The following is a 16,161-nucleotide window of genomic DNA, read 5'->3' on the forward strand; positions in this document are numbered from 1 at the left end:
GGTTTTGCTGTCGGGCGATGGCCAGTAGTGCGACATTCGGGACGTCGAGGGCTACCGCGAGCGGATGACCGACAACCAGGCCAAGGGCATGCTCGGCATCTGGTCGCTGACGCCTGGACAAGTGGTGGAGGCGAACAAATCGCCGCTGCCACCCGAATCCGGACGGTGGCTCATGGATGACGGCACTCAACAAGTGGCCCTCGAAAGCGATGGCGACAGGGAAGTGTACGAGGGCGACCGTGTCTCACTCGACGAGAGTGGCGACGGCTACAGCCTTCGAATTGGCGGCGACGAGCAGCACCTCGACGAAGACGAGTTGCGCGAGGAACTGTTGAACATGGTCGAATACGTTCCCAGTATGGACGACATCGTCGACTCGATGGAGCGCTTCGAGGAAGCCAGAGAGGGTGGTACTGGCGCGATAGCGATGGAGCGCGCTGCCACCATCGCAATCGACGGCGTCGAAATCAGTGTGTCGAACGACCGGATGTGGGACGAGGCGACCTATCAGGCCGCCATGACGCCCATTACCCTGTTCCAGGACGTCTACGAACATCGTCCGGACCAACACGACGACCTCGAAGAGTTGTACGGTACCGATGTCGTCGAGCGGGCGACGAACGTCGGAGCGTAATCCGAATCCGAACACCGTTTTTATCGCCGCGCGAGTATCGCCGCCATGCCGAACTACGGCAAGGTCGACGGAACCTTCTTCGACGAGCACATCTACCCACATCTCGGCGCGGAACGCGAAGAAATTCGAGTCGGCCCACAGCACGGCGTCGATTTCGGGGTCGTCGACATCGGCGAGCGCTCGCTGGTCGTGGCGACCGACCCGATCTCGATCCTGCCGGAACTCGGTTTCGAGCGTGCCGCCCGCTTCGCCTTCGACGTCGTCTGTGCTGACGTCGCGGTCTCGGGACTTCCACCGGCGTATCTCTCGCTCGACTTCACGCTCCCGCCGGCGATGACGGACGCGGAGTTCGCCACGCTCTGGCGGGCCATCGACCGCGAAGCGAGCGAGTTGGGCGCGAGCATCGTCGCGGGTCACACCGCCCGCTACGAGGGCTGTTCGTACCCGTGGATCGGCGGCGCGACGGTGCTGGGCGTCGGTAGCGCGGACGAAATCGTTCGCCCGGACGGCGCGCGACCCGGTGATTCACTCGTTCTGACGACCGGGCCGGCCGTCGAGGCGGTCGGATTGTTGACGACGCTGTTCGGCGACGAGATGGACCTCCCAGAAGAGACGATCGAGACGGCCCGCGAGCGCCTCGACGACGCGCGGGCCGTGTACGATGCGCTCGCGGCCGTGGCCGCCGGCCCGGTGACGGCGATGCACGACGTGACCGAGGGTGGCCTGCGGGGCGCGCTCTGTGAGATAGCCGCGAGCACGGGTGTGCGCTTCGATATCGAGCGCGAGCGCGTGCCGATGCGCCCCAGCGTCGAACCCGTCTGTGAGTACCTCGACATCGATCCGTGGGCGGCGACCAGCGCCGGTTCGCTCCTGCTCGCGGTCGATTCTGCGGGGGTCGACCCCGTTCTCGATGCGCTCGCCGACCGCGACACGACCGCCGCCGTCGTCGGGGAGGTTTCGGCGGGGAGCGGGGCGTACGTCGACGGCGAGCGGATCGAGCCGCCCCCGGCCGACCCGTCGTGGGACGTCTATGCCGAGTACACCGAGTGAACACCGGTGCTGACGAATGCAGGCGACACTACTATGCACTCGTGCTTCGACGGGCAAACGAACGGTGAGCGACTGCGCGGACGAAGAGTGACGGGACGGACGACAGCGACTCACCACACAGAATTATCACATGTCAGACACAGACCTCGAACTCGGCATCGTCGGACTCGGAAAGATCGGCGGTAACCTCGCCAAACAGGCCGTCGAAAAGGACGTTCGCGTCGTTGGTTTCGATACCCAGGAGAAACCGGAGTTACAGGACAAGGGCGTCGAAGTACACGGCGATAGCGAGTACGATACGCTCGTCGACGAACTCGACGCGCCGCGGGTGGTGTATCTCTCGCTGCCCGCCGGCCCGCTCGTCGACGAGGAACTCGACGACTTGCTGGACCATCTGGAAGAGGGCGACGTCGTGATGGACGGCGGCAACTCATTCTGGCGCGACTCGATCCACCGCGAGGAGCGCGCGTGGGACCAGGGGATCTACTATCTCGATACGGGCACCAGCGGCGGCCCGCCGCGCGCGAGCGAAGGAGCCTGCTTCATGGTCGGCGGCAAACAGGAAGGCTTCGACATCGCCGAGCCGTACCTCGACCTGCTTTCGGTCGAGGGCGGACTCCTCCACACTGGGCCGCCGGGCAGCGGCCACTTCACGAAACTCGTCCACAATGGTATCGAGTTCGGCATGCTTCAGTCGATCGCCGAGGGTGTCGAACTCCTCGAAGCGGGCCAGTTCGACCTCGATATGGCCGACGTCTTCCACAACTGGTCGAACGGCGCGGTCATCGAGAGCTGGCTCGTCGAACTGATGGAGAAGGGCCTTCGCCACGAGGACCAGCAGGAGGACGCGCCGGATTTTGACGACATCCCAAACTACATCGAGGACACCGGCGAGGTCAACTGGCTCGTGAGCGAGGCGTACAAGGGCGAAACGCCCATCCCCGTCATCAGCCAGTCGGTCACCGAACTGTTCAAATCCCGTGGCAACCAACGCCACGCCTACAAGGCCATCGCGCTGATGCGCCACGGCTTCGGCGAGCATCCCTTCGGCGAGGACGAGGCCATCAGGAGCGAACGCCTGCACGGGCGGGTCGACAACGAGGCGCGCCACGACCTCCGCGACGAGGGCGACGTCGATCCTGTGGGGCCGCTCGCCGACGAGGAGGAATGAACTATGGCAAAGGAATTCACCGACGACGAGAACGACATTCACGTTTGGGCTGAAACCGAGGACGAGGTAGTCGAAAACGCCCACGAGGAACTCGACGCCGCGGGCGTCGAAATGGACGAATCGGCAATCCGTGAGCAGATAGCGGTAATTCCGTCGCCACGGCGCATCAAGAGCGGGACGGACGGCGTCTTCGACGAGCGCCGGCGGCGAGGTGGCGAGCGCACAGCACAAGAGGTCGTCGAGAGCGGGATGGACGTCGGACTCGGCACCGGCAGCACGACCGCGTGGGCAGTCGCCGAGATCGGTCGCCTGCTCCGTGCGGGCGAACTGGAGGACGTCCGTGGCGTCGCCACGTCGCTCCAGAGCCACGAACTCGCCAAAGAAGTCGGCATCCCGCTCGTCAACCTCGACGAAGTGACCGAACTCGACGTGACGATCGACGGCGCGGACCAGTATTCCGAGGAGGAGCCAACGGTGATCAAGGGTGGCGGCGGCGCGCACGCCCGCGAGAAGATCATCGACGCGATGGCGGATCGCCTAGTTATCGCCACCGACGAGGAGAAGGCCACCGATCCGCTCGACTATCCCGTACCAGTAGAAGTGATGCCCGACGCGCGCGAAGTCGTCGCCGAGGACCTTCGAGCGGTGGGTGGTGACCCCGAACTCCGGATGGCCGAGCGCAAGGACGGGCCCCTGTTCACCGCGAACGGCAACCTCGTCATCGACTGCGACTTCGGCGGGCTCGACGATACTGCAGGTACGGCCCGCGACATCGAGAAGATCCCCGGTGTGCTCGAACACGGCATCTTCCTCGACATGGTCGACGACGTCTATCTCGGAACCAGCGAGGACGTCGAGACGGTCTCGTTCTGAGCTAAACCGTCGTCACCCTGTTTTCGAGTCGACCGACGTTTTCGATCCCGATAGCGATCTCGTCGCCCTCCGCGAGCGTGAATTCCTCGGGAACCAGCGACGTGCCCGTGAGCAGGACGGCGAGTTCGGGCGTCTCGTTGTGGCGATTCAGATACGAGACCAGCTCCTCGGGCGAGCGCACGAGATTGGACGTCGAGGTGCTGTCGTCGAACATCGTTTCGCCGTCGCGTTCGATTCGCATCGAGAGTTCCACGTTCTGGGGATCGCCGACGGTTGCGGGCGAGGCGATCGCGGGCCCGATGGCACAGCAGCGGTCGTAAATCTTGGCCTGCGGGAGATACAGTGGATTATCACCCTCGATCGAGCGGCTGCTCATGTCGTTGCCGACGGTGTAGCCGACGATATCGCCGCGGTGGACGACGACGGCGAGTTCGGGTTCGGGCACGTCCCAGTCGGAATCGCCGCGGATTCCCACTTTCTCGCCCGGTCCCACCGTCCGGGATGCGGTGGCTTTGAAGAATATTTCGGGGCGGTCGCCCTCGAAGACGCCCTGATAGATCTCACCGCGGCCGCTCTCCTCCTCGCGGGCGTCGCTGCTGACCTGATAGGTGACGCCGGCGGCCCACACCTCGTCGGGGACGGCTGGCATCGCCGCGCGCGCGACGACCGATTCGGCGTCAAGCAGCGGCGCGTCGGCGGTCAGCCCCTCCACGACGCCGTCGATGCCCGTCCCGAGCACGTCGGCGACGTTCGCCAGCGCGGCGAACGAGTCGAGACCCTCGCGGGCGGCCGTGAGGTCGTAGGCTTTCTCGCCGTCGCGGGCGACGAGTCGCGCCGTGCCGTCCTCGATCGTGCGATAGTAGCGCATACCGGACGAACGTGGGCCGCGCACAAAGTCCCACGGGGTGGGCTTGCCATCGAAGCCGAAAGAAGGGTATGTCCCGACCTCGTATCAGACTGGCGATGGCAGATACTTACCAGAACTACGTCGACGGCGAGTGGCGTGCGAGCGAGACGGGGGAGACCTTCGAGGTGCTCAATCCGTCGGACACGACCCAGGTCGTCGCCGAGGTCCAGCAATCGAGCGAGGCCGACGCCAACGGGGCCGTCGAAGCGGCCGCGGCCGCACAGGACGAGTGGGCCGACACGCCCGGTCCCGCACGCGGCAAGTTCCTCCGCGAGACGGCAAAACGGATGGACCAGCGCCGCGACGAACTCGCCGAGACTTTGGCGAGCGAGGAGGGGAAGACGCTCTCGGAGGCCGCCGGAGAAGTGGGTCGCGCGGTCAACATCTTCTACTACTTCGCCGAGCGCGCGATGGACTACGCCGGCGAGAGCTACAACCCAAGCGCACAGGGACAGAACCTCTACACCGTGCGCGAGCCGATGGGTGTCGCTGGACTCATCACTCCATGGAACTACCCCATCGCGATCCCTGCTTGGAAGATGGCCCCGGCGCTCGCGACGGGCAACACGGTGGTCTGTAAGCTCTCGGGCGAGGCTCCGACGGTCTATCTGAAGGTCGTCGAGTGCATGGACGAGGCTGCCGACGCGGCCGGCGTCCCCGACGGCGTCGTCAACGTCCTCACCGGGAGCGGCGAGGAGGTCGGCCAGCCGATCGTCACCCACGAGGACGTCGATGCGGTCTCCTTTACGGGGAGCCGGCAGGTCGGCGACATGATCTACGAGCAGGCCACCAACGCGCACAAGCGCGTCCAGACCGAACTCGGCTCGAAGAACCCGACGGTCGTGACCGACAACGCCGACATCGAGCAAGCGGCCGAAATCGTCGGCAGCGGCACGTTCGGGGTCACAGGGCAGGCCTGTACGGCGACCGAGCGCGTGCTCGTCCACGAGTCGGTCGAAGACGAGTTCGTCGACGCGCTGGTCGACTACGCCGAGGGTGTCGAGATCGGTCACTCCGTCGAGGACCCCGGAATGGGACCGAAGGTCTCCGAGAGCGAACTCGAAACCACCCTCGACTACATCGAGACCGCACAGAACGAAGGTGCAACGGTCGAGTACGGTGGCGGCCAGCCCGAGGGTAGCGAGTACGAGGACGGCCACTTCGTCGAACCAACGGTCGTGACGGGATTGGATTCGGACGCGACCGTGATGCAGGAAGAGGTTTTCGGCCCGTTTGCCGGCGTCATGACCTTCTCCGATCTGGACGAAGCCATCGAACTCGCAAACGACGTCGAGTACGGGCTTTCGGCGGGGATCGTCACCGACGACCACTCGGAGGCAAACCGATTCGTCGACGAGGTCGACTTCGGCATCGTGAAGGTCAACGAGGCCACCACAGGATTGGAACTCCACGTGCCCTTCGGCGGGATGAACGCCTCGTCGAGCGAGACCTACCGCGAGCAGGGCGAGGAGGGGATGGACTACTTCACCATCATCAAGACCGTCTACGACAGCTACTGAATCGGCGACGTTCCTCTCTCCGCTCTCGACTGAACCTCCACGGCTCACGCTTCTTTCCGTATCGTTCGCAGAAATGGGCGCTGCAGGATTTGAACCCGCGACAGCTTGGTCCGAAGCCAAGTACTCTGTCCAAACTGAGCTAAGCGCCCGTAGCCACCGATTACGCCGAGTCGCAGTTAAATCCCCCGATCGGCGCGTTTCGCGCCCTTTATCCGCTCACCGGCGGGAGGATGGTCATGTCCGGCGAGCGTGCTCGCGGCCTGCTCGAGCTCACGAGACCCGTCAACGCCGTCGCCGCGGGGATGCTCACGTTCATCGGTGCGTTCGTCGCCGGCGGTCTCGATATGTGGGTGGCGGTCGGCGCGGCCGTCGGCGCGACCGTGCTCGCCACCGCCGCGGGCAACGCGATGAACGACTACTTCGACCGCGAGATAGACGGCATCAACCAGCCCGATCGCCCGATTCCCCGCGGTGCGGTCGCGCCCCGGACGGCGCTCGGGTTCAGTGGGCTGCTGTTCGCCGGCGCGGTCGTGTTCGCGCTCGCTCTTCCTGTGCCTGCTATCGCCATCGCCGTCGTCAACCTCCTCGCGCTCGTTGCCTACACGGAACTGTTCAAGGGACTACCCGGCGTCGGCAACGCGGTCGTCGGCTATCTCGGCGGTAGCACGTTCCTGTTCGGCGCGGCGGCCGTCGGGCGGATCACCGCGGCGGTCGTCGTGCTGTTCGCGCTCGCGGCGCTCTCGACGGTCGCCCGCGAGATCGTCAAGGACGTCGAGGACGTCGCGGGCGACCGTCGCGAGGGGTTGAACACCCTCCCCATCGCCATCGGCGAGCGCCCGGCGCTCTGGCTCGCCGCCGGCCTGCTCGCGGTCGCGCTGCTCGCCAGCCCGCTTCCCTACCTCCAAGAGACGTTCGGCTGGCCGTATCTCGCCGTCGTCGCGGTCGCCGACCTCGTGATGGCCGTCGCCGCCGTCGAGAGCTTTTCCGACCCGACCGCGGGTCAGGAACACCTGAGCTACGCGATGTTCCTCGCCGGCGGCGCGTTCGTCGTCGGCCGGCTCGCGGTCGCCGTGTAGGCGGTGTTCTTTTCATCGCTGCCGACGTACTTCGGTCATGCCAGTCACTGACGACGACGAGCTTCGTGAAATCCTCGACGGCGAGACGGTGGCCGTGGTGGGCTGCTCGTCGACGCCGGGCAAGGACGCCCACGAGATCCCGCAGTACCTCCGTGAGCACGGCTACGACGTGATTCCGGTCAATCCGTACGCCGACGAAATCCTCGACCGGCAAGCGTACGACTCGCTCGCGGACGTCGAGGAGGACGTCGACATCGTGGACGTGTTCCGGCCGAGCGACGAAGTGAGTGGAATCGTCGATGCGGCGCTCGACCGCGAGGACTCCCCGGTGATCTGGACGCAACTCGGCATCCGCGACGGTGACGCCACCGACCGCGCCGAGGCGGACGGTCATCGGGTTGTCGAGGACCGCTGTATGAAGGTCGAACACCAGCGCCTCTGCTGATCGGGTGTGTCCGGGCGCTACTCGCCCGGCGAGGCCGTCCCGTCCGTTCCGTCGGCCGGCGGTTCGGCGTCGGCGATGTCGGTGGGCTCGGCCTCCTCGATGGCCGCCTCCGCGAGTAGCGAGTCGACGTCGATGTCCTGTTCGCGCGCCAGTGCGTCGAGGACCGCGCGCTGGTCGTCGAGGTCGCGCTCGATGCGGTCGACCTTCCGGCTCGTGGTCTCGACGTGGGCTTTGACGTCGTTGACCTGCGAGCGAAGTTCGTCGACCTTCTGGTAGAGCGTTTCGGCCATGTCGGCCACCCGCTGGAGCTTTTTCGCCGTGTTGCCGAGTCCCATGTTCGTGACTGCGCGCGGAGCTACGTGGCTTTTGTGTTCCGCCCGAACGGGGCGATTAAGACGCCGCCGGCCGAGGTGGAGCTATGGACGGGTCGCGGGTCGCTCCACTGGTCGGTATCGTCGGCTGTGGCCTCGTTTTGCTAACGCTTCTCGCCCCGTATCTCGGTCTCGGTGGCGGGGCGGTCGGGACCTACTACGCGGCCGGCGCGCTCAACCCGCTCGTCGGCGGCCTGTTCGCGGCGGTGACGGTGATCGTCCTCGCCGCCGGGCGGGCGGGCCGAACCGACCCCGCGACCGCCGCCGGTGTCGCGCTCGTCTTCGGCGTCCTCGTCGTGGGCGTGTCGCTCGCGTGGAGCTTGACGGTCCCCGAGAGCATCGTCTTCCAGCTTGCGACCACGTCGCTCATCGAGATCCATCGCTGGGTGCTGGCGCTCGTTTCGCTCGTGATTCCGGTCAGCGGCGTGTGGTACGCCCGTGCACTCGCGCTCGTATAGCGAAAAGTCCTTATGCCGGAATTAGCTACTCAAAGATGGACTAGGTCGGGCAGTTAGGCCCTGCTCACTTCCCGCACTACGGTCTTCAGCGGGGACCGAACCCCGGGTGCGTCCGGACAGACCGGCGCGGGCCCCGCAAGCCAACGTCGAAGCCTCGTCCGTCGGGGGCGGCGGTTCGCGGTCGCTCGTCTGCAGGGACGACCGACCGCGATTGATCGGCGGCAGTCCGTCAGGCGCGGAAGCGAGCAGCGGACCGCCGGACAGCCGTCGCTCGACGGGTCGCGGGGTGGAGGAGGCACGCGGGTTTCCCCGCGCCGGAACGCCGGGCGATCCCGGGCCGTCCGTCTCTCTGTTCATCGACTGACAGCGCGACGTATCTACCGTCAAAAATTCCCCAGACAGCAGCGCAACTACCGATCCCGGAGTCGGCCGACGGTTATTCCCCGAGGTCGGTCTCCTCGCCGTCGACGTAGACCGAGACGTCCTCTTCGCTCTCGAAGCCCGTTATCTCGCCGGTGATGCGGTAGGCGTCGCCGCCGCCACCGAGCCGTCCGGCGACGGTCGACCCGGAGATGACGTCGAGGTCCGGGTCCTCGGTCACGTCGGCGTCGTCGATGGGGGCGCCGTAGCTCTGCCCGCGGCGCTCTATCGACCCCGTGACGCTCATGCGGTAGTTGACTTTCTCGTCCGGATCGCCGCCGACGATGACGACGTATTTCGGCTTCGGGGTCGCCGTCGCCGTTTGCGTGTCGGTCGCGGTCGGCGTCGGTGTGTCCGTCGCGGTCGGCGTTGGCGTCGCAGTCGTGGTCGGTGTGTCGGTCGTGGTCGTGGTGGCTGTCGGGGTTGCGGTCGGTGTCGCCGTCGCGGTCGGCGTCGGCGTGTTCGTCGCCGTTGCCGTTGCGGTGGTCGTGACTTGCCCTTGGACCGTTGCGGTCGGTGCTTGCGTCGCCGTCGACGCTTGTGTCGTCTCGGCCGCGCCGCTCGTGCTCGCGTTCGACTGCGCGGTGGCCGTCTGCGTCCCCTCGCCCGGGGCCGACGCGAGCTGCGAACAGCCCGCGCTCACGAGGAGCGCCACGAGCAACACGGCTATCACGGATCGTCTGCTCATGCCTCAACCAGCCGGCGTGCGGACCATAATACCCTCGATAGTTGTTTTCAGGCGCCGACCGTTTCGTCCGCTGGGGGTCGTCCCGTACGAATCCCGGAGGGCCATCGACGCCCCGGCTCTCAGTCGCCCGCCAACTCCTCGCGGACGAGGTCGGCGGCGTTCTCGATCGCGCCGACCGAGGAGAGATAGCCTGCGCCGACAGTGGTCTTCAGCGCCTTCGCCGCTCGCCCCCGAAACACCGTCGGACCGACCTGTGCCACCGCGCCGTCACCGATGCTGACCAGCCAGCCCGGCGCGTCGAACCTGAATCGCTCCGGTCGCGGTCCGAAAACGTCACTCCCCTCGTCGTGTTCGGCGAGTTCGACGATGGTGGCCGCGACGCTGTGCGCCTCGCGGACGGCGGCCGCAGCGCTCGCGGGCACCGCCGCCCCGTCGGCGTCGGTGACCCGCCCGGCGTCGCCGACGACGAACGTGTTCCCCCCGAGCTGGAGTGTGTCAGGGACCACCGGGCGCTCGCCGGAGAGTGCGTCCGGCCCGCGGATGCCACCGGTCCAGAGGAACTGGTCGTAGTCGATTCTCCCTTGTTCGCACTCGACCGTCGTGTCGGTGGCGCGCTCGACCGTCCGTCCGGTTTCGACGACGACGTTCCGTGATTCGAGTTCCTCGCGGACCGCCTCCTGGAAGTTCGCCGGGAAGCTCGGGGCGACGCTATCGAGCCGTTCGAGCAAGAGCACCTCGCGGTCGAGACTCTCCTCGCGTGCGAGCGCGGTCAACTCGCCCGCCACCTGCACGCCCGAGAGGCCCGCACCGCCGACGACGACCCGTCCACCGGCATCGAGATTCAGGAACTCCTCGCGGATGCGGGCGGCGTCGGGCAGTCGTTTCAGGGGCGTGGCGTACTCTTCGATGCCGGGCAGGCCGTGAAAGGCCGTCTCGGCACCGAGACAGACCGCCGCGACGTCGTACTCCAGCCGGCCATCGTCGAGTTCGGCGACACCCTGCTCGTGGTCGACGTCCGTGACGCGCGCGACGCGGACGGTCGCACGGTCGAGGGCGTCGTCGAGCGCGACGGTGATCTCGTCGGCGAGCGCCGGCCGGCGAACCACCCGGTGGAGTTCGTGTTGCACGAGGTGATCCGGTCGGTCGTTGACGACGACGAGGTCGGCCGATTCCGGGAGTTTCTTCTCCAACCGACGGGCGAGCGTGAGACCGGCGTAGCCGGCCCCGAGAACGGCGATTCGCATCGCTCATCGTAGGGACCAGTCGGTTAAATGGCTTGAGAATGCGGCTCTTCGGGTTGTCGTTTCGCTCGAAGTGTATTCTCGTTCGTCGGAATCGTCTCGAATTTTGATTAGTCCGCTACAGTAGCGTCCCACACTTGCACGTTACAAACGAGAACCGCAGGCCACACCCTCCCCAGCCGATTCGCTCGCTCCCTTCGGTCACTCGCTCATCCCTCGCGCGAGTCGCGCCTACGGCGCTCCCGCGCGCCACCGCAAGTACAACTCTGACTCGATAGTTCAGAACAGGGCTTCCGATTCGTCGAGCACGCGCGCAGGGCCACCGACTTCCCACGTTCGAGTTTCGACGCCGCAGTCGGCGACGGCGCTCTCGACACGCTCTGCGTGTTCGACCGTGGTGTTGACGTAGACGCTCGCGCCCGTATCGGTCGAGAAGTAGGTCGGAACGCCCGATTCTCGCAACTCGCGTACTGTCTCGAGGATTTCGAGCGTCGCGGGCTGCCAGTAGACCCAGCCGGAGGGACCGGTCATCGTGGTCGCGGCCAGCGAGAGCGAGTCGTGCTCGGCGAGTTCGAAGGTCCGCTCGAAATCACCCTTTCGGAGCGCGTCGCGCATCTCCGCGAGCTGTTCGTGAACGTGTGCGAGACGCGCCTCGAACATGTGGCTCGCCTCGGCCTCGCGGTGGGCCTCCTCGGTTTCCTTGTACGCGGGCACGAGCGCGCTCACGATGCGCAGGTCGTCTTCCAATCCTGTGTCGATGCGCTCGGAGCGACAGTCCGCGTCGTTCAGGCCGGCGTGCAGGTCCGAGAACCCGCCCGTGACGGCGCGTGCGGCCGAGGCCGACCCGCGCCGCGCGATCGTCGAGATCTCGGGCAGCGAGAGGTCGAGACCCGCCGCCGCACAGAGCGCCCGCGCCGCCGCTGCGAAGCCCGACGACGACGAGCCAAAGCCCACGTTCGTCGGGAAGTCGTTCTCGCTGACGAAGCGCACCGGCATGTCGATACCCGCGCGCTCGCGCACGTGTGCGACGACCGCTTCGATGCGCTCGCGGCCCCGGCCGTCGACCGTTTCGCCGTCGACGACGTACTCGTCCCCGGCGAGCGCATCGTCGAACTCCACCGTGGTAGTGGTGCTGCTCGGGGCGGTACAGACGCTGATGGAGTCGTGATACGGAAGCCTGAGTTCGTCGTCGCGCATCCCGTGATACTTCACGAGACCCTGAATCGGGTGTGCGCGCGCGGTGGCTTTCATACCCATGCGGCGAGCGACGTGCGAATAAGCGCTGCGCTCGACGGTTGGTCACGTCTTCGTGTCCGCCACGACTGTCGGCAAGATAAACAGAACGGTCGGCGTGAAAAACCATTAAGGGGGAAGTCTGACTGGGTGCGCTGTGAACCTTCCTTCGCGGAACGACCCCACCGGACGGCTCGCTCTCTTTGCGCTCGCCCTTCTCGGCACGGCGGTCATCGCCAGCGCGCCGTCGCCGGCCGGGCTCTCGATTCGCGGCCAGTACGCCATCGCCACTACCTTCTTCGCGGGCACGCTCTGGGTAAGCGGTGCGCTTCCATTACCCGTGACGGCGCTCTCGATACCCGTTCTACTCACCGCCTTCGGGGTCTACGACGATATCGACCCGGCGCTCACGGGCTTTGCCGACCACCTCATCTTCCTCTTCATCGCGGGCTTCATGATCGCCAACGCCCTCCAGAAGTACAACATCGACCGCCGGATTGCGCTCTGGATGATGGCACGCCTCGGTTCTTCGGCGCGACTCCTGATCCTCGCCATCATGCTCGCCACCGCCTTCCTCTCGATGTGGGTCTCGAACACGGCGACGACGGCCATGATGACGCCCATCGCGCTCGGCGTGCTCGCACAGGTCATCGGCCGTGACGAGATCCAAGAACAAGACGACGCGGCGGCCGAGTTCTCGAACATGCAGATCGCCACCCTCCTGGGAACGGCCTACGGGGCGAGTGTCGGCGGCGTCGGCACGCTCATCGGGACGCCGCCGAACGCGGTGGTCGCCGCCCAGCTCGCGGCGCTGTCGAACTACAGCCTCACCTTCTTCGACTGGCTGCTCGTCGGCATGCCGGTCGTGATCGTCACGCTGCCGATCGTCTGGTACGTCCTCACGTTCGTGCTCTACCCACCGGAAGTCTCGGACGTGAGCGAGGCCAGAGCACAGGCCGAACGGTATCTCGAAGGGGAGGGTGCGCTGAGAACGCGCGGGCGGCGCGTGGCGTGGATCTTCGCGCTCACTGCCGGGCTGTGGGTCGTCGGTGGTCTCGACATCCTCTTCGAGGGTGTGCTCCCGCCGCGCGTGTTCACGACGCTATTTGGTGGTGACGGCCCGACGATATTCGGCGTTTCGGGCCATCAGGGACTGCTGTATTACGTGATGGTCGGGATGTACGCGATTCCGGCGCTCGTGCTCGCCGACACGGTCGAATGGGACGACCTCGTGGACATCGACTGGGGAACGATTCTCCTCTTTGGCGGCGGTATCTCGCTCGCGGATGCGTTCGCCGAGACCGGCGCGACCGAGTGGCTCGCCGACACCATCTTCGGTTCGCTGGCGAACCAGCCCGCCGTCCTCGTCCTCGGCGCCGTCGTCGTGCTCGTGATCTTCCTCACCGAGATGACGAGTAACACCGCGACTTCGACGATCATCGTTCCGCTGCTCATCGGTACGGGTGGCGTGTTCGCGTCGACTTTCGGCATTTCTCCGGTCGAGACCGGTATCGTCCTCGCGGTCGGCGGGGCCATCGCGGCGAGCTTTGCCTTTGCGCTCCCGGTGGCGACGCCGCCGAACGCCATCGTCTTCGGCAGCGGCCGGATGAAACAGTCGCACATGCTCCGGGCCGGCATGGTCCTCAACGTGTTGATGACGGCCGTTCTCACCGTCTTGATATACCTGCTGTTCCGGTTCGTCTGGCCGGTCGTGCTCTTCTGACCGCCCCGTTGTCCGCCCCGCCGACCGAACCGCTCAAAGGTCGCTCGCCCGGACGCCGCGCATGGGCACGCCGCTCGACTCGCGCGAGGCACAGGCCACCGCGGTCATCGACCGCCTCGACGCCGAGTATCCCGACGCGACCATCTCACTCGATTTCGAGGATCGGTTCGAACTGCTCGTCGCCGTCGTCCTGTCGGCACAGTGCACCGACGAGCGGGTGAACGCCACCACCGACGACCTGTTCGAGACCTACGACTCGCCCGAGGCGTTCGCGGAGGCCCCACAAGACGAACTCGCCGAACGGTTGAACTCGATCACCTACTACAACAATAAAGCGAGCTACATCCGCGAATCGGCACGAATCGTCGTCGAGGAGCACGATGGCCGGGTGCCCGATACGATGGACGACCTCACCGACCTTCCGGGTGTCGGGCGCAAGACTGCGAACGTCGTGCTCCAGCACGGCCACGACATCGTGGACGGAATCGTCGTCGACACACACGTCCAGCGATTGACGCGACGGCTCGGACTCACCGAGGAAGAACGACCCGAGAACATCGAGGAAGATTTGATGGGGTTCGTTCCCGAAGAGCGTTGGCAGGCTTTCACTCATCTGTTCATCTCACATGGAAGAGCGACCTGCACGGCTCGCAATCCCGAGTGTGGGGATTGTATCCTCGAAGACATCTGTCCGTCGTCGAAGCTCGATTCGTCCACCGATCTCGCCAGCGGCGAGGAGTGGAGTTGAGTCGTTCTGGACGATTTCGCCCCGTTTCACCGTGAAATGGGCGAACGGTCGCCGGGGATTTTTATACAGACGTGTGTCGCCCTGCACGCAGCCGGCGGGCTGCACTGCTGCGCGTGGCATTCGCCGTCCGGCCCTCCGGCCGGGCGCTTTCGTTCTCAGCCGAGATACTGGCCGACGTACCGGGCGATACCCACGAGGTAGGCCAGCAGCCAGAAGATCACGTAGCCGAAGACGCCGATACGCAGTCGGGAGCGCCAGTGATCCATCCGCTCGGAGCCGATCTCGTCGAGGAGCACGTCCTCGTCGTAGTCGTGATAGAGGTTGTGTCTGCGTTTCGCCCGAAAGATGCGGATTATTCCTGTAAAGGCGAAGGCGAGCAGCGCGTAGGCCTGTAATCCGAGAAAGGCGTGAAGGGCGGACGCACCGCCGAGCTGGCCGAACAGGCGGGGCACCATCCAGAACAGGAGTGGAATCGTGGTGAGCGCGAGCCCGGTGAAGATGAACTTCAGGTGGTAGACGAGCACGCCCCACGTCACGTCCTCGGTGTCGATCATGATCCACGCACCGTAGAGAAAGAGCGGAAAACTCGCCGTGACCAACAGCGCGACGACCGTCGCCACCGTCGCGTCGGCCAGCCCGAACATGCGAGAACTCGGCCGCGCGGGCGCTAAAGGCTGCCGAAACCCGCGCGTGGGCGGTCGGAAAGCCTAACCCGGTCGGCGGCCTACGGGACGCGATGGCCGACTCCCGACCCACGGCGGACGAGGGAGACGAGCGCGCGGGGAGTGCCGACGGCGAGAGCGCGGCCGCTGGCGCGACCCCATCCGAAACGGCGGAATCGACCGACCAGCTCCGCCGGCAGGTCGAGGAGACCTACGATTTCGACGATTTCGGGCCGGCGGACATGGCACAGATGAGCGCCGAAGAGTGGGAGGCCGCCTTCGACGCCGATTCGTGGATCACCGGCGACGAACTGCTCGCGCGCGTCGAGGCCGACCTCAGAAACCGCATCGCCGAGCGCGACGTGTTCGCCAGACTCGAAGGCGTCGAGGACGGCCTGCTCGCGTATTCGGACGAAGGGTACGCCGTGGTCCACCCCGACGGCAGCGTCGAGGGTCGCGGGACCGTCCTCAGGGACGTCAAACCGACCGTCGCGCTCTGTTCGATGGACGAATACGACGTCGCGGAGCCACCCGAGGGCGAACTGCTGCCCGAACCGGAGGCGGTCCCGGAGGGTGGCGGCGAACTCGGCAACTGGATGCTCCAGTTCGTCGCCGCCGCACAGCTTTTGGCCGGTCTCGGTCTCATCGTCGCGTGGGCGTTCTTCTCGGTCGAGACGCTGTTCGCACCGGTCGCAGGTCTCGTGTTCGTCCTCTTCGCGCTCCTCCTGTTCGTGCAGGTGGCGAACGCGCGGCTCTCCGACAAGTTCCGTTCGGAGGAGTACCGCAATCGCCTCCGGGCGGTCGGCATCGGCTCCGACGAACGCCCCGACTTTCTGCCCGAGCGCTACCGCGAGCCGACCGGCAGTCTCGCGGCGGAAGCGGAACCCGACGAACAGGGCGAACCGGACGAGTCGACACCCTCGGCGTAGCGCCAGATACCC

General features: G+C 66.1%; 16 protein-coding genes, 1 tRNA gene, 1 other RNA gene and 1 pseudogene. 12 read left to right on the forward strand and 7 right to left on the reverse strand.

The window, feature by feature from the left end; all coding sequences use genetic code 11:
- Nucleotides 1-31: 31 nt before the first annotated feature.
- The 4 genes and pseudogenes from ACP97_RS16380 to rpiA all read left to right on the forward strand — a co-directional run.
- A pseudogene (locus ACP97_RS16380) lies at nt 32-634 on the forward strand (malate synthase); the annotation flags it as partial.
- A gap of 45 nt (nt 635-679) precedes the next feature.
- Nucleotides 680-1,684, forward strand: coding sequence for an AIR synthase family protein (locus ACP97_RS16385; RefSeq protein WP_049998919.1), 1,005 nt, complete (start codon nt 680-682; stop codon nt 1,682-1,684).
- Nucleotides 1,685-1,814: 130 nt separating this feature from the next.
- The gene (locus tag ACP97_RS16390; protein ID WP_049998920.1) at nt 1,815-2,855 is read left to right on the forward strand and encodes an NADP-dependent phosphogluconate dehydrogenase; all 1,041 of its coding nucleotides are present in this window, start codon (nt 1,815-1,817) and stop codon (nt 2,853-2,855) included.
- Between the two features lie 3 nt (nt 2,856-2,858).
- A complete protein-coding gene (gene rpiA / locus ACP97_RS16395) occupies nt 2,859-3,728 on the forward strand; it encodes a ribose-5-phosphate isomerase RpiA (protein ID WP_049998921.1) in 870 nt (289 codons plus the stop codon).
- 1 nt (nt 3,729) lies between these two features.
- Here the strand turns inward: rpiA and ACP97_RS16400 are convergent, their stop codons facing one another.
- Nucleotides 3,730-4,596: a fumarylacetoacetate hydrolase family protein gene (locus tag ACP97_RS16400; protein ID WP_049998922.1), complete on the reverse strand. Its 867-nt coding sequence runs from the start codon at nt 4,594-4,596 to the stop codon at nt 3,730-3,732.
- 95 nt (nt 4,597-4,691) lie between these two features.
- On the opposite strand from ACP97_RS16400, the gene xacF reads away from it, so the two are divergent.
- On the forward strand, nt 4,692-6,155 hold the full coding sequence (gene xacF, locus ACP97_RS16405) for a 2,5-dioxovalerate dehydrogenase (RefSeq protein ID WP_049998923.1): 1,464 nt from the start codon (nt 4,692-4,694) through the stop codon (nt 6,153-6,155).
- Between the two features lie 74 nt (nt 6,156-6,229).
- Here the strand turns inward: xacF and ACP97_RS16410 are convergent.
- Nucleotides 6,230-6,304: transfer RNA gene (locus ACP97_RS16410), tRNA-Arg, on the reverse strand.
- 87 nt (nt 6,305-6,391) lie between these two features.
- On the opposite strand from ACP97_RS16410, the gene ACP97_RS16415 reads away from it, so the two are divergent.
- Nucleotides 6,392-7,231: a geranylgeranylglycerol-phosphate geranylgeranyltransferase gene (locus ACP97_RS16415; protein ID WP_049998924.1), complete on the forward strand. Its 840-nt coding sequence runs from the start codon at nt 6,392-6,394 to the stop codon at nt 7,229-7,231.
- A gap of 37 nt (nt 7,232-7,268) precedes the next feature.
- Nucleotides 7,269-7,676: a CoA-binding protein gene (locus tag ACP97_RS16420; protein WP_049998925.1), complete on the forward strand. Its 408-nt coding sequence runs from the start codon at nt 7,269-7,271 to the stop codon at nt 7,674-7,676.
- 17 nt (nt 7,677-7,693) lie between these two features.
- Here ACP97_RS16420 and ACP97_RS16425 read toward each other — a convergent pair whose 3' ends face one another.
- The gene (locus ACP97_RS16425; RefSeq protein WP_049998926.1) at nt 7,694-8,011 is read right to left on the reverse strand and encodes a DUF5798 family protein; all 318 of its coding nucleotides are present in this window, start codon (nt 8,009-8,011) and stop codon (nt 7,694-7,696) included.
- Nucleotides 8,012-8,094: 83 nt separating this feature from the next.
- Between ACP97_RS16425 and ACP97_RS16430 the strand changes: the two genes are divergently transcribed.
- On the forward strand, nt 8,095-8,505 hold the full coding sequence (locus ACP97_RS16430) for a DUF7548 family protein (protein ID WP_049998927.1): 411 nt from the start codon (nt 8,095-8,097) through the stop codon (nt 8,503-8,505).
- A 33-nt stretch (nt 8,506-8,538) separates the two neighbouring features.
- Nucleotides 8,539-8,852, forward strand: an RNA gene (gene ffs, locus ACP97_RS19385) — signal recognition particle sRNA.
- An 89-nt stretch (nt 8,853-8,941) separates the two neighbouring features.
- On the opposite strand, the gene ACP97_RS20565 is transcribed toward ffs, so the two are convergent.
- The 3 genes from ACP97_RS20565 to mvaD all read right to left on the reverse strand — a co-directional run bounded on the left by ACP97_RS20565 (nt 8,942) and on the right by mvaD (nt 12,105).
- Nucleotides 8,942-9,613: a hypothetical protein gene (locus ACP97_RS20565; protein ID WP_202593651.1), complete on the reverse strand. Its 672-nt coding sequence runs from the start codon at nt 9,611-9,613 to the stop codon at nt 8,942-8,944.
- A 119-nt stretch (nt 9,614-9,732) separates the two neighbouring features.
- Nucleotides 9,733-10,857 carry an NAD(P)/FAD-dependent oxidoreductase gene (locus ACP97_RS16440; protein ID WP_049998928.1) on the reverse strand — a complete coding sequence of 375 codons (1,125 nt, stop codon included), beginning with the start codon at nt 10,855-10,857 and terminating at the stop codon, nt 9,733-9,735.
- Between the two features lie 276 nt (nt 10,858-11,133).
- Complete coding sequence (gene mvaD, locus ACP97_RS16445; RefSeq protein ID WP_049998929.1) at nt 11,134-12,105, reverse strand: phosphomevalonate decarboxylase MvaD; 972 nt, start codon at nt 12,103-12,105, stop codon at nt 11,134-11,136.
- Nucleotides 12,106-12,244: 139 nt separating this feature from the next.
- Between mvaD and ACP97_RS16450 the strand changes: the two genes are divergently transcribed.
- The gene (locus ACP97_RS16450; protein WP_049998930.1) at nt 12,245-13,810 is read left to right on the forward strand and encodes an SLC13 family permease; all 1,566 of its coding nucleotides are present in this window, start codon (nt 12,245-12,247) and stop codon (nt 13,808-13,810) included.
- Nucleotides 13,811-13,871: 61 nt separating this feature from the next.
- On the forward strand, nt 13,872-14,558 hold the full coding sequence (nth, locus tag ACP97_RS16455; RefSeq protein WP_049998931.1) for an endonuclease III: 687 nt from the start codon (nt 13,872-13,874) through the stop codon (nt 14,556-14,558).
- Between the two features lie 155 nt (nt 14,559-14,713).
- Here the strand turns inward: nth and ACP97_RS16460 are convergent, their stop codons facing one another.
- On the reverse strand, nt 14,714-15,202 hold the full coding sequence (locus ACP97_RS16460; protein ID WP_049998932.1) for a DUF7321 family protein: 489 nt from the start codon (nt 15,200-15,202) through the stop codon (nt 14,714-14,716).
- Between the two features lie 92 nt (nt 15,203-15,294).
- On the opposite strand from ACP97_RS16460, the gene ACP97_RS16465 reads away from it, so the two are divergent.
- Nucleotides 15,295-16,149, forward strand: a complete 855-nt coding sequence (locus ACP97_RS16465) for a DUF7319 domain-containing protein (protein WP_049998933.1) — start codon at nt 15,295-15,297, stop codon at nt 16,147-16,149.
- The last annotated feature ends 12 nt before the right edge of the window (nt 16,150-16,161 follow it).

Origin of the sequence: Halococcus sediminicola (assembly GCF_000755245.1) — an archaeon.
Taxonomy (GTDB): domain Archaea; phylum Halobacteriota; class Halobacteria; order Halobacteriales; family Halococcaceae; genus Halococcus; species Halococcus sediminicola.

Excerpts from the sequence above, each read along its gene's own strand:
- ACP97_RS16385 (WP_049998919.1), top strand. The coding sequence starts at position 680 with ATGCCGAACTACGGCAAGGTCGACGGAACCTTCTTCGACGAGCACATC.
- ACP97_RS16390 (WP_049998920.1), top strand. The coding sequence starts at position 1,815 with ATGTCAGACACAGACCTCGAACTCGGCATCGTCGGACTCGGAAAGATC.
- rpiA (WP_049998921.1), top strand. The coding sequence starts at position 2,859 with ATGGCAAAGGAATTCACCGACGACGAGAACGACATTCACGTTTGGGCT.
- ACP97_RS16400 (WP_049998922.1), bottom strand. The coding sequence starts at position 4,596 with ATGCGCTACTATCGCACGATCGAGGACGGCACGGCGCGACTCGTCGCC.
- xacF (WP_049998923.1), top strand. The coding sequence starts at position 4,692 with ATGGCAGATACTTACCAGAACTACGTCGACGGCGAGTGGCGTGCGAGC.
- ACP97_RS16415 (WP_049998924.1), top strand. The coding sequence starts at position 6,392 with ATGTCCGGCGAGCGTGCTCGCGGCCTGCTCGAGCTCACGAGACCCGTC.
- ACP97_RS16420 (WP_049998925.1), top strand. The coding sequence starts at position 7,269 with ATGCCAGTCACTGACGACGACGAGCTTCGTGAAATCCTCGACGGCGAG.
- ACP97_RS16425 (WP_049998926.1), bottom strand. The coding sequence starts at position 8,011 with ATGGGACTCGGCAACACGGCGAAAAAGCTCCAGCGGGTGGCCGACATG.
- ACP97_RS16430 (WP_049998927.1), top strand. The coding sequence starts at position 8,095 with ATGGACGGGTCGCGGGTCGCTCCACTGGTCGGTATCGTCGGCTGTGGC.
- ACP97_RS20565 (WP_202593651.1), bottom strand. The coding sequence starts at position 9,613 with ATGAGCAGACGATCCGTGATAGCCGTGTTGCTCGTGGCGCTCCTCGTG.
- ACP97_RS16440 (WP_049998928.1), bottom strand. The coding sequence starts at position 10,857 with ATGCGAATCGCCGTTCTCGGGGCCGGCTACGCCGGTCTCACGCTCGCC.
- mvaD (WP_049998929.1), bottom strand. The coding sequence starts at position 12,105 with ATGAAAGCCACCGCGCGCGCACACCCGATTCAGGGTCTCGTGAAGTAT.
- nth (WP_049998931.1), top strand. The coding sequence starts at position 13,872 with ATGGGCACGCCGCTCGACTCGCGCGAGGCACAGGCCACCGCGGTCATC.
- ACP97_RS16460 (WP_049998932.1), bottom strand. The coding sequence starts at position 15,202 with ATGTTCGGGCTGGCCGACGCGACGGTGGCGACGGTCGTCGCGCTGTTG.
- ACP97_RS16465 (WP_049998933.1), top strand. The coding sequence starts at position 15,295 with ATGGCCGACTCCCGACCCACGGCGGACGAGGGAGACGAGCGCGCGGGG.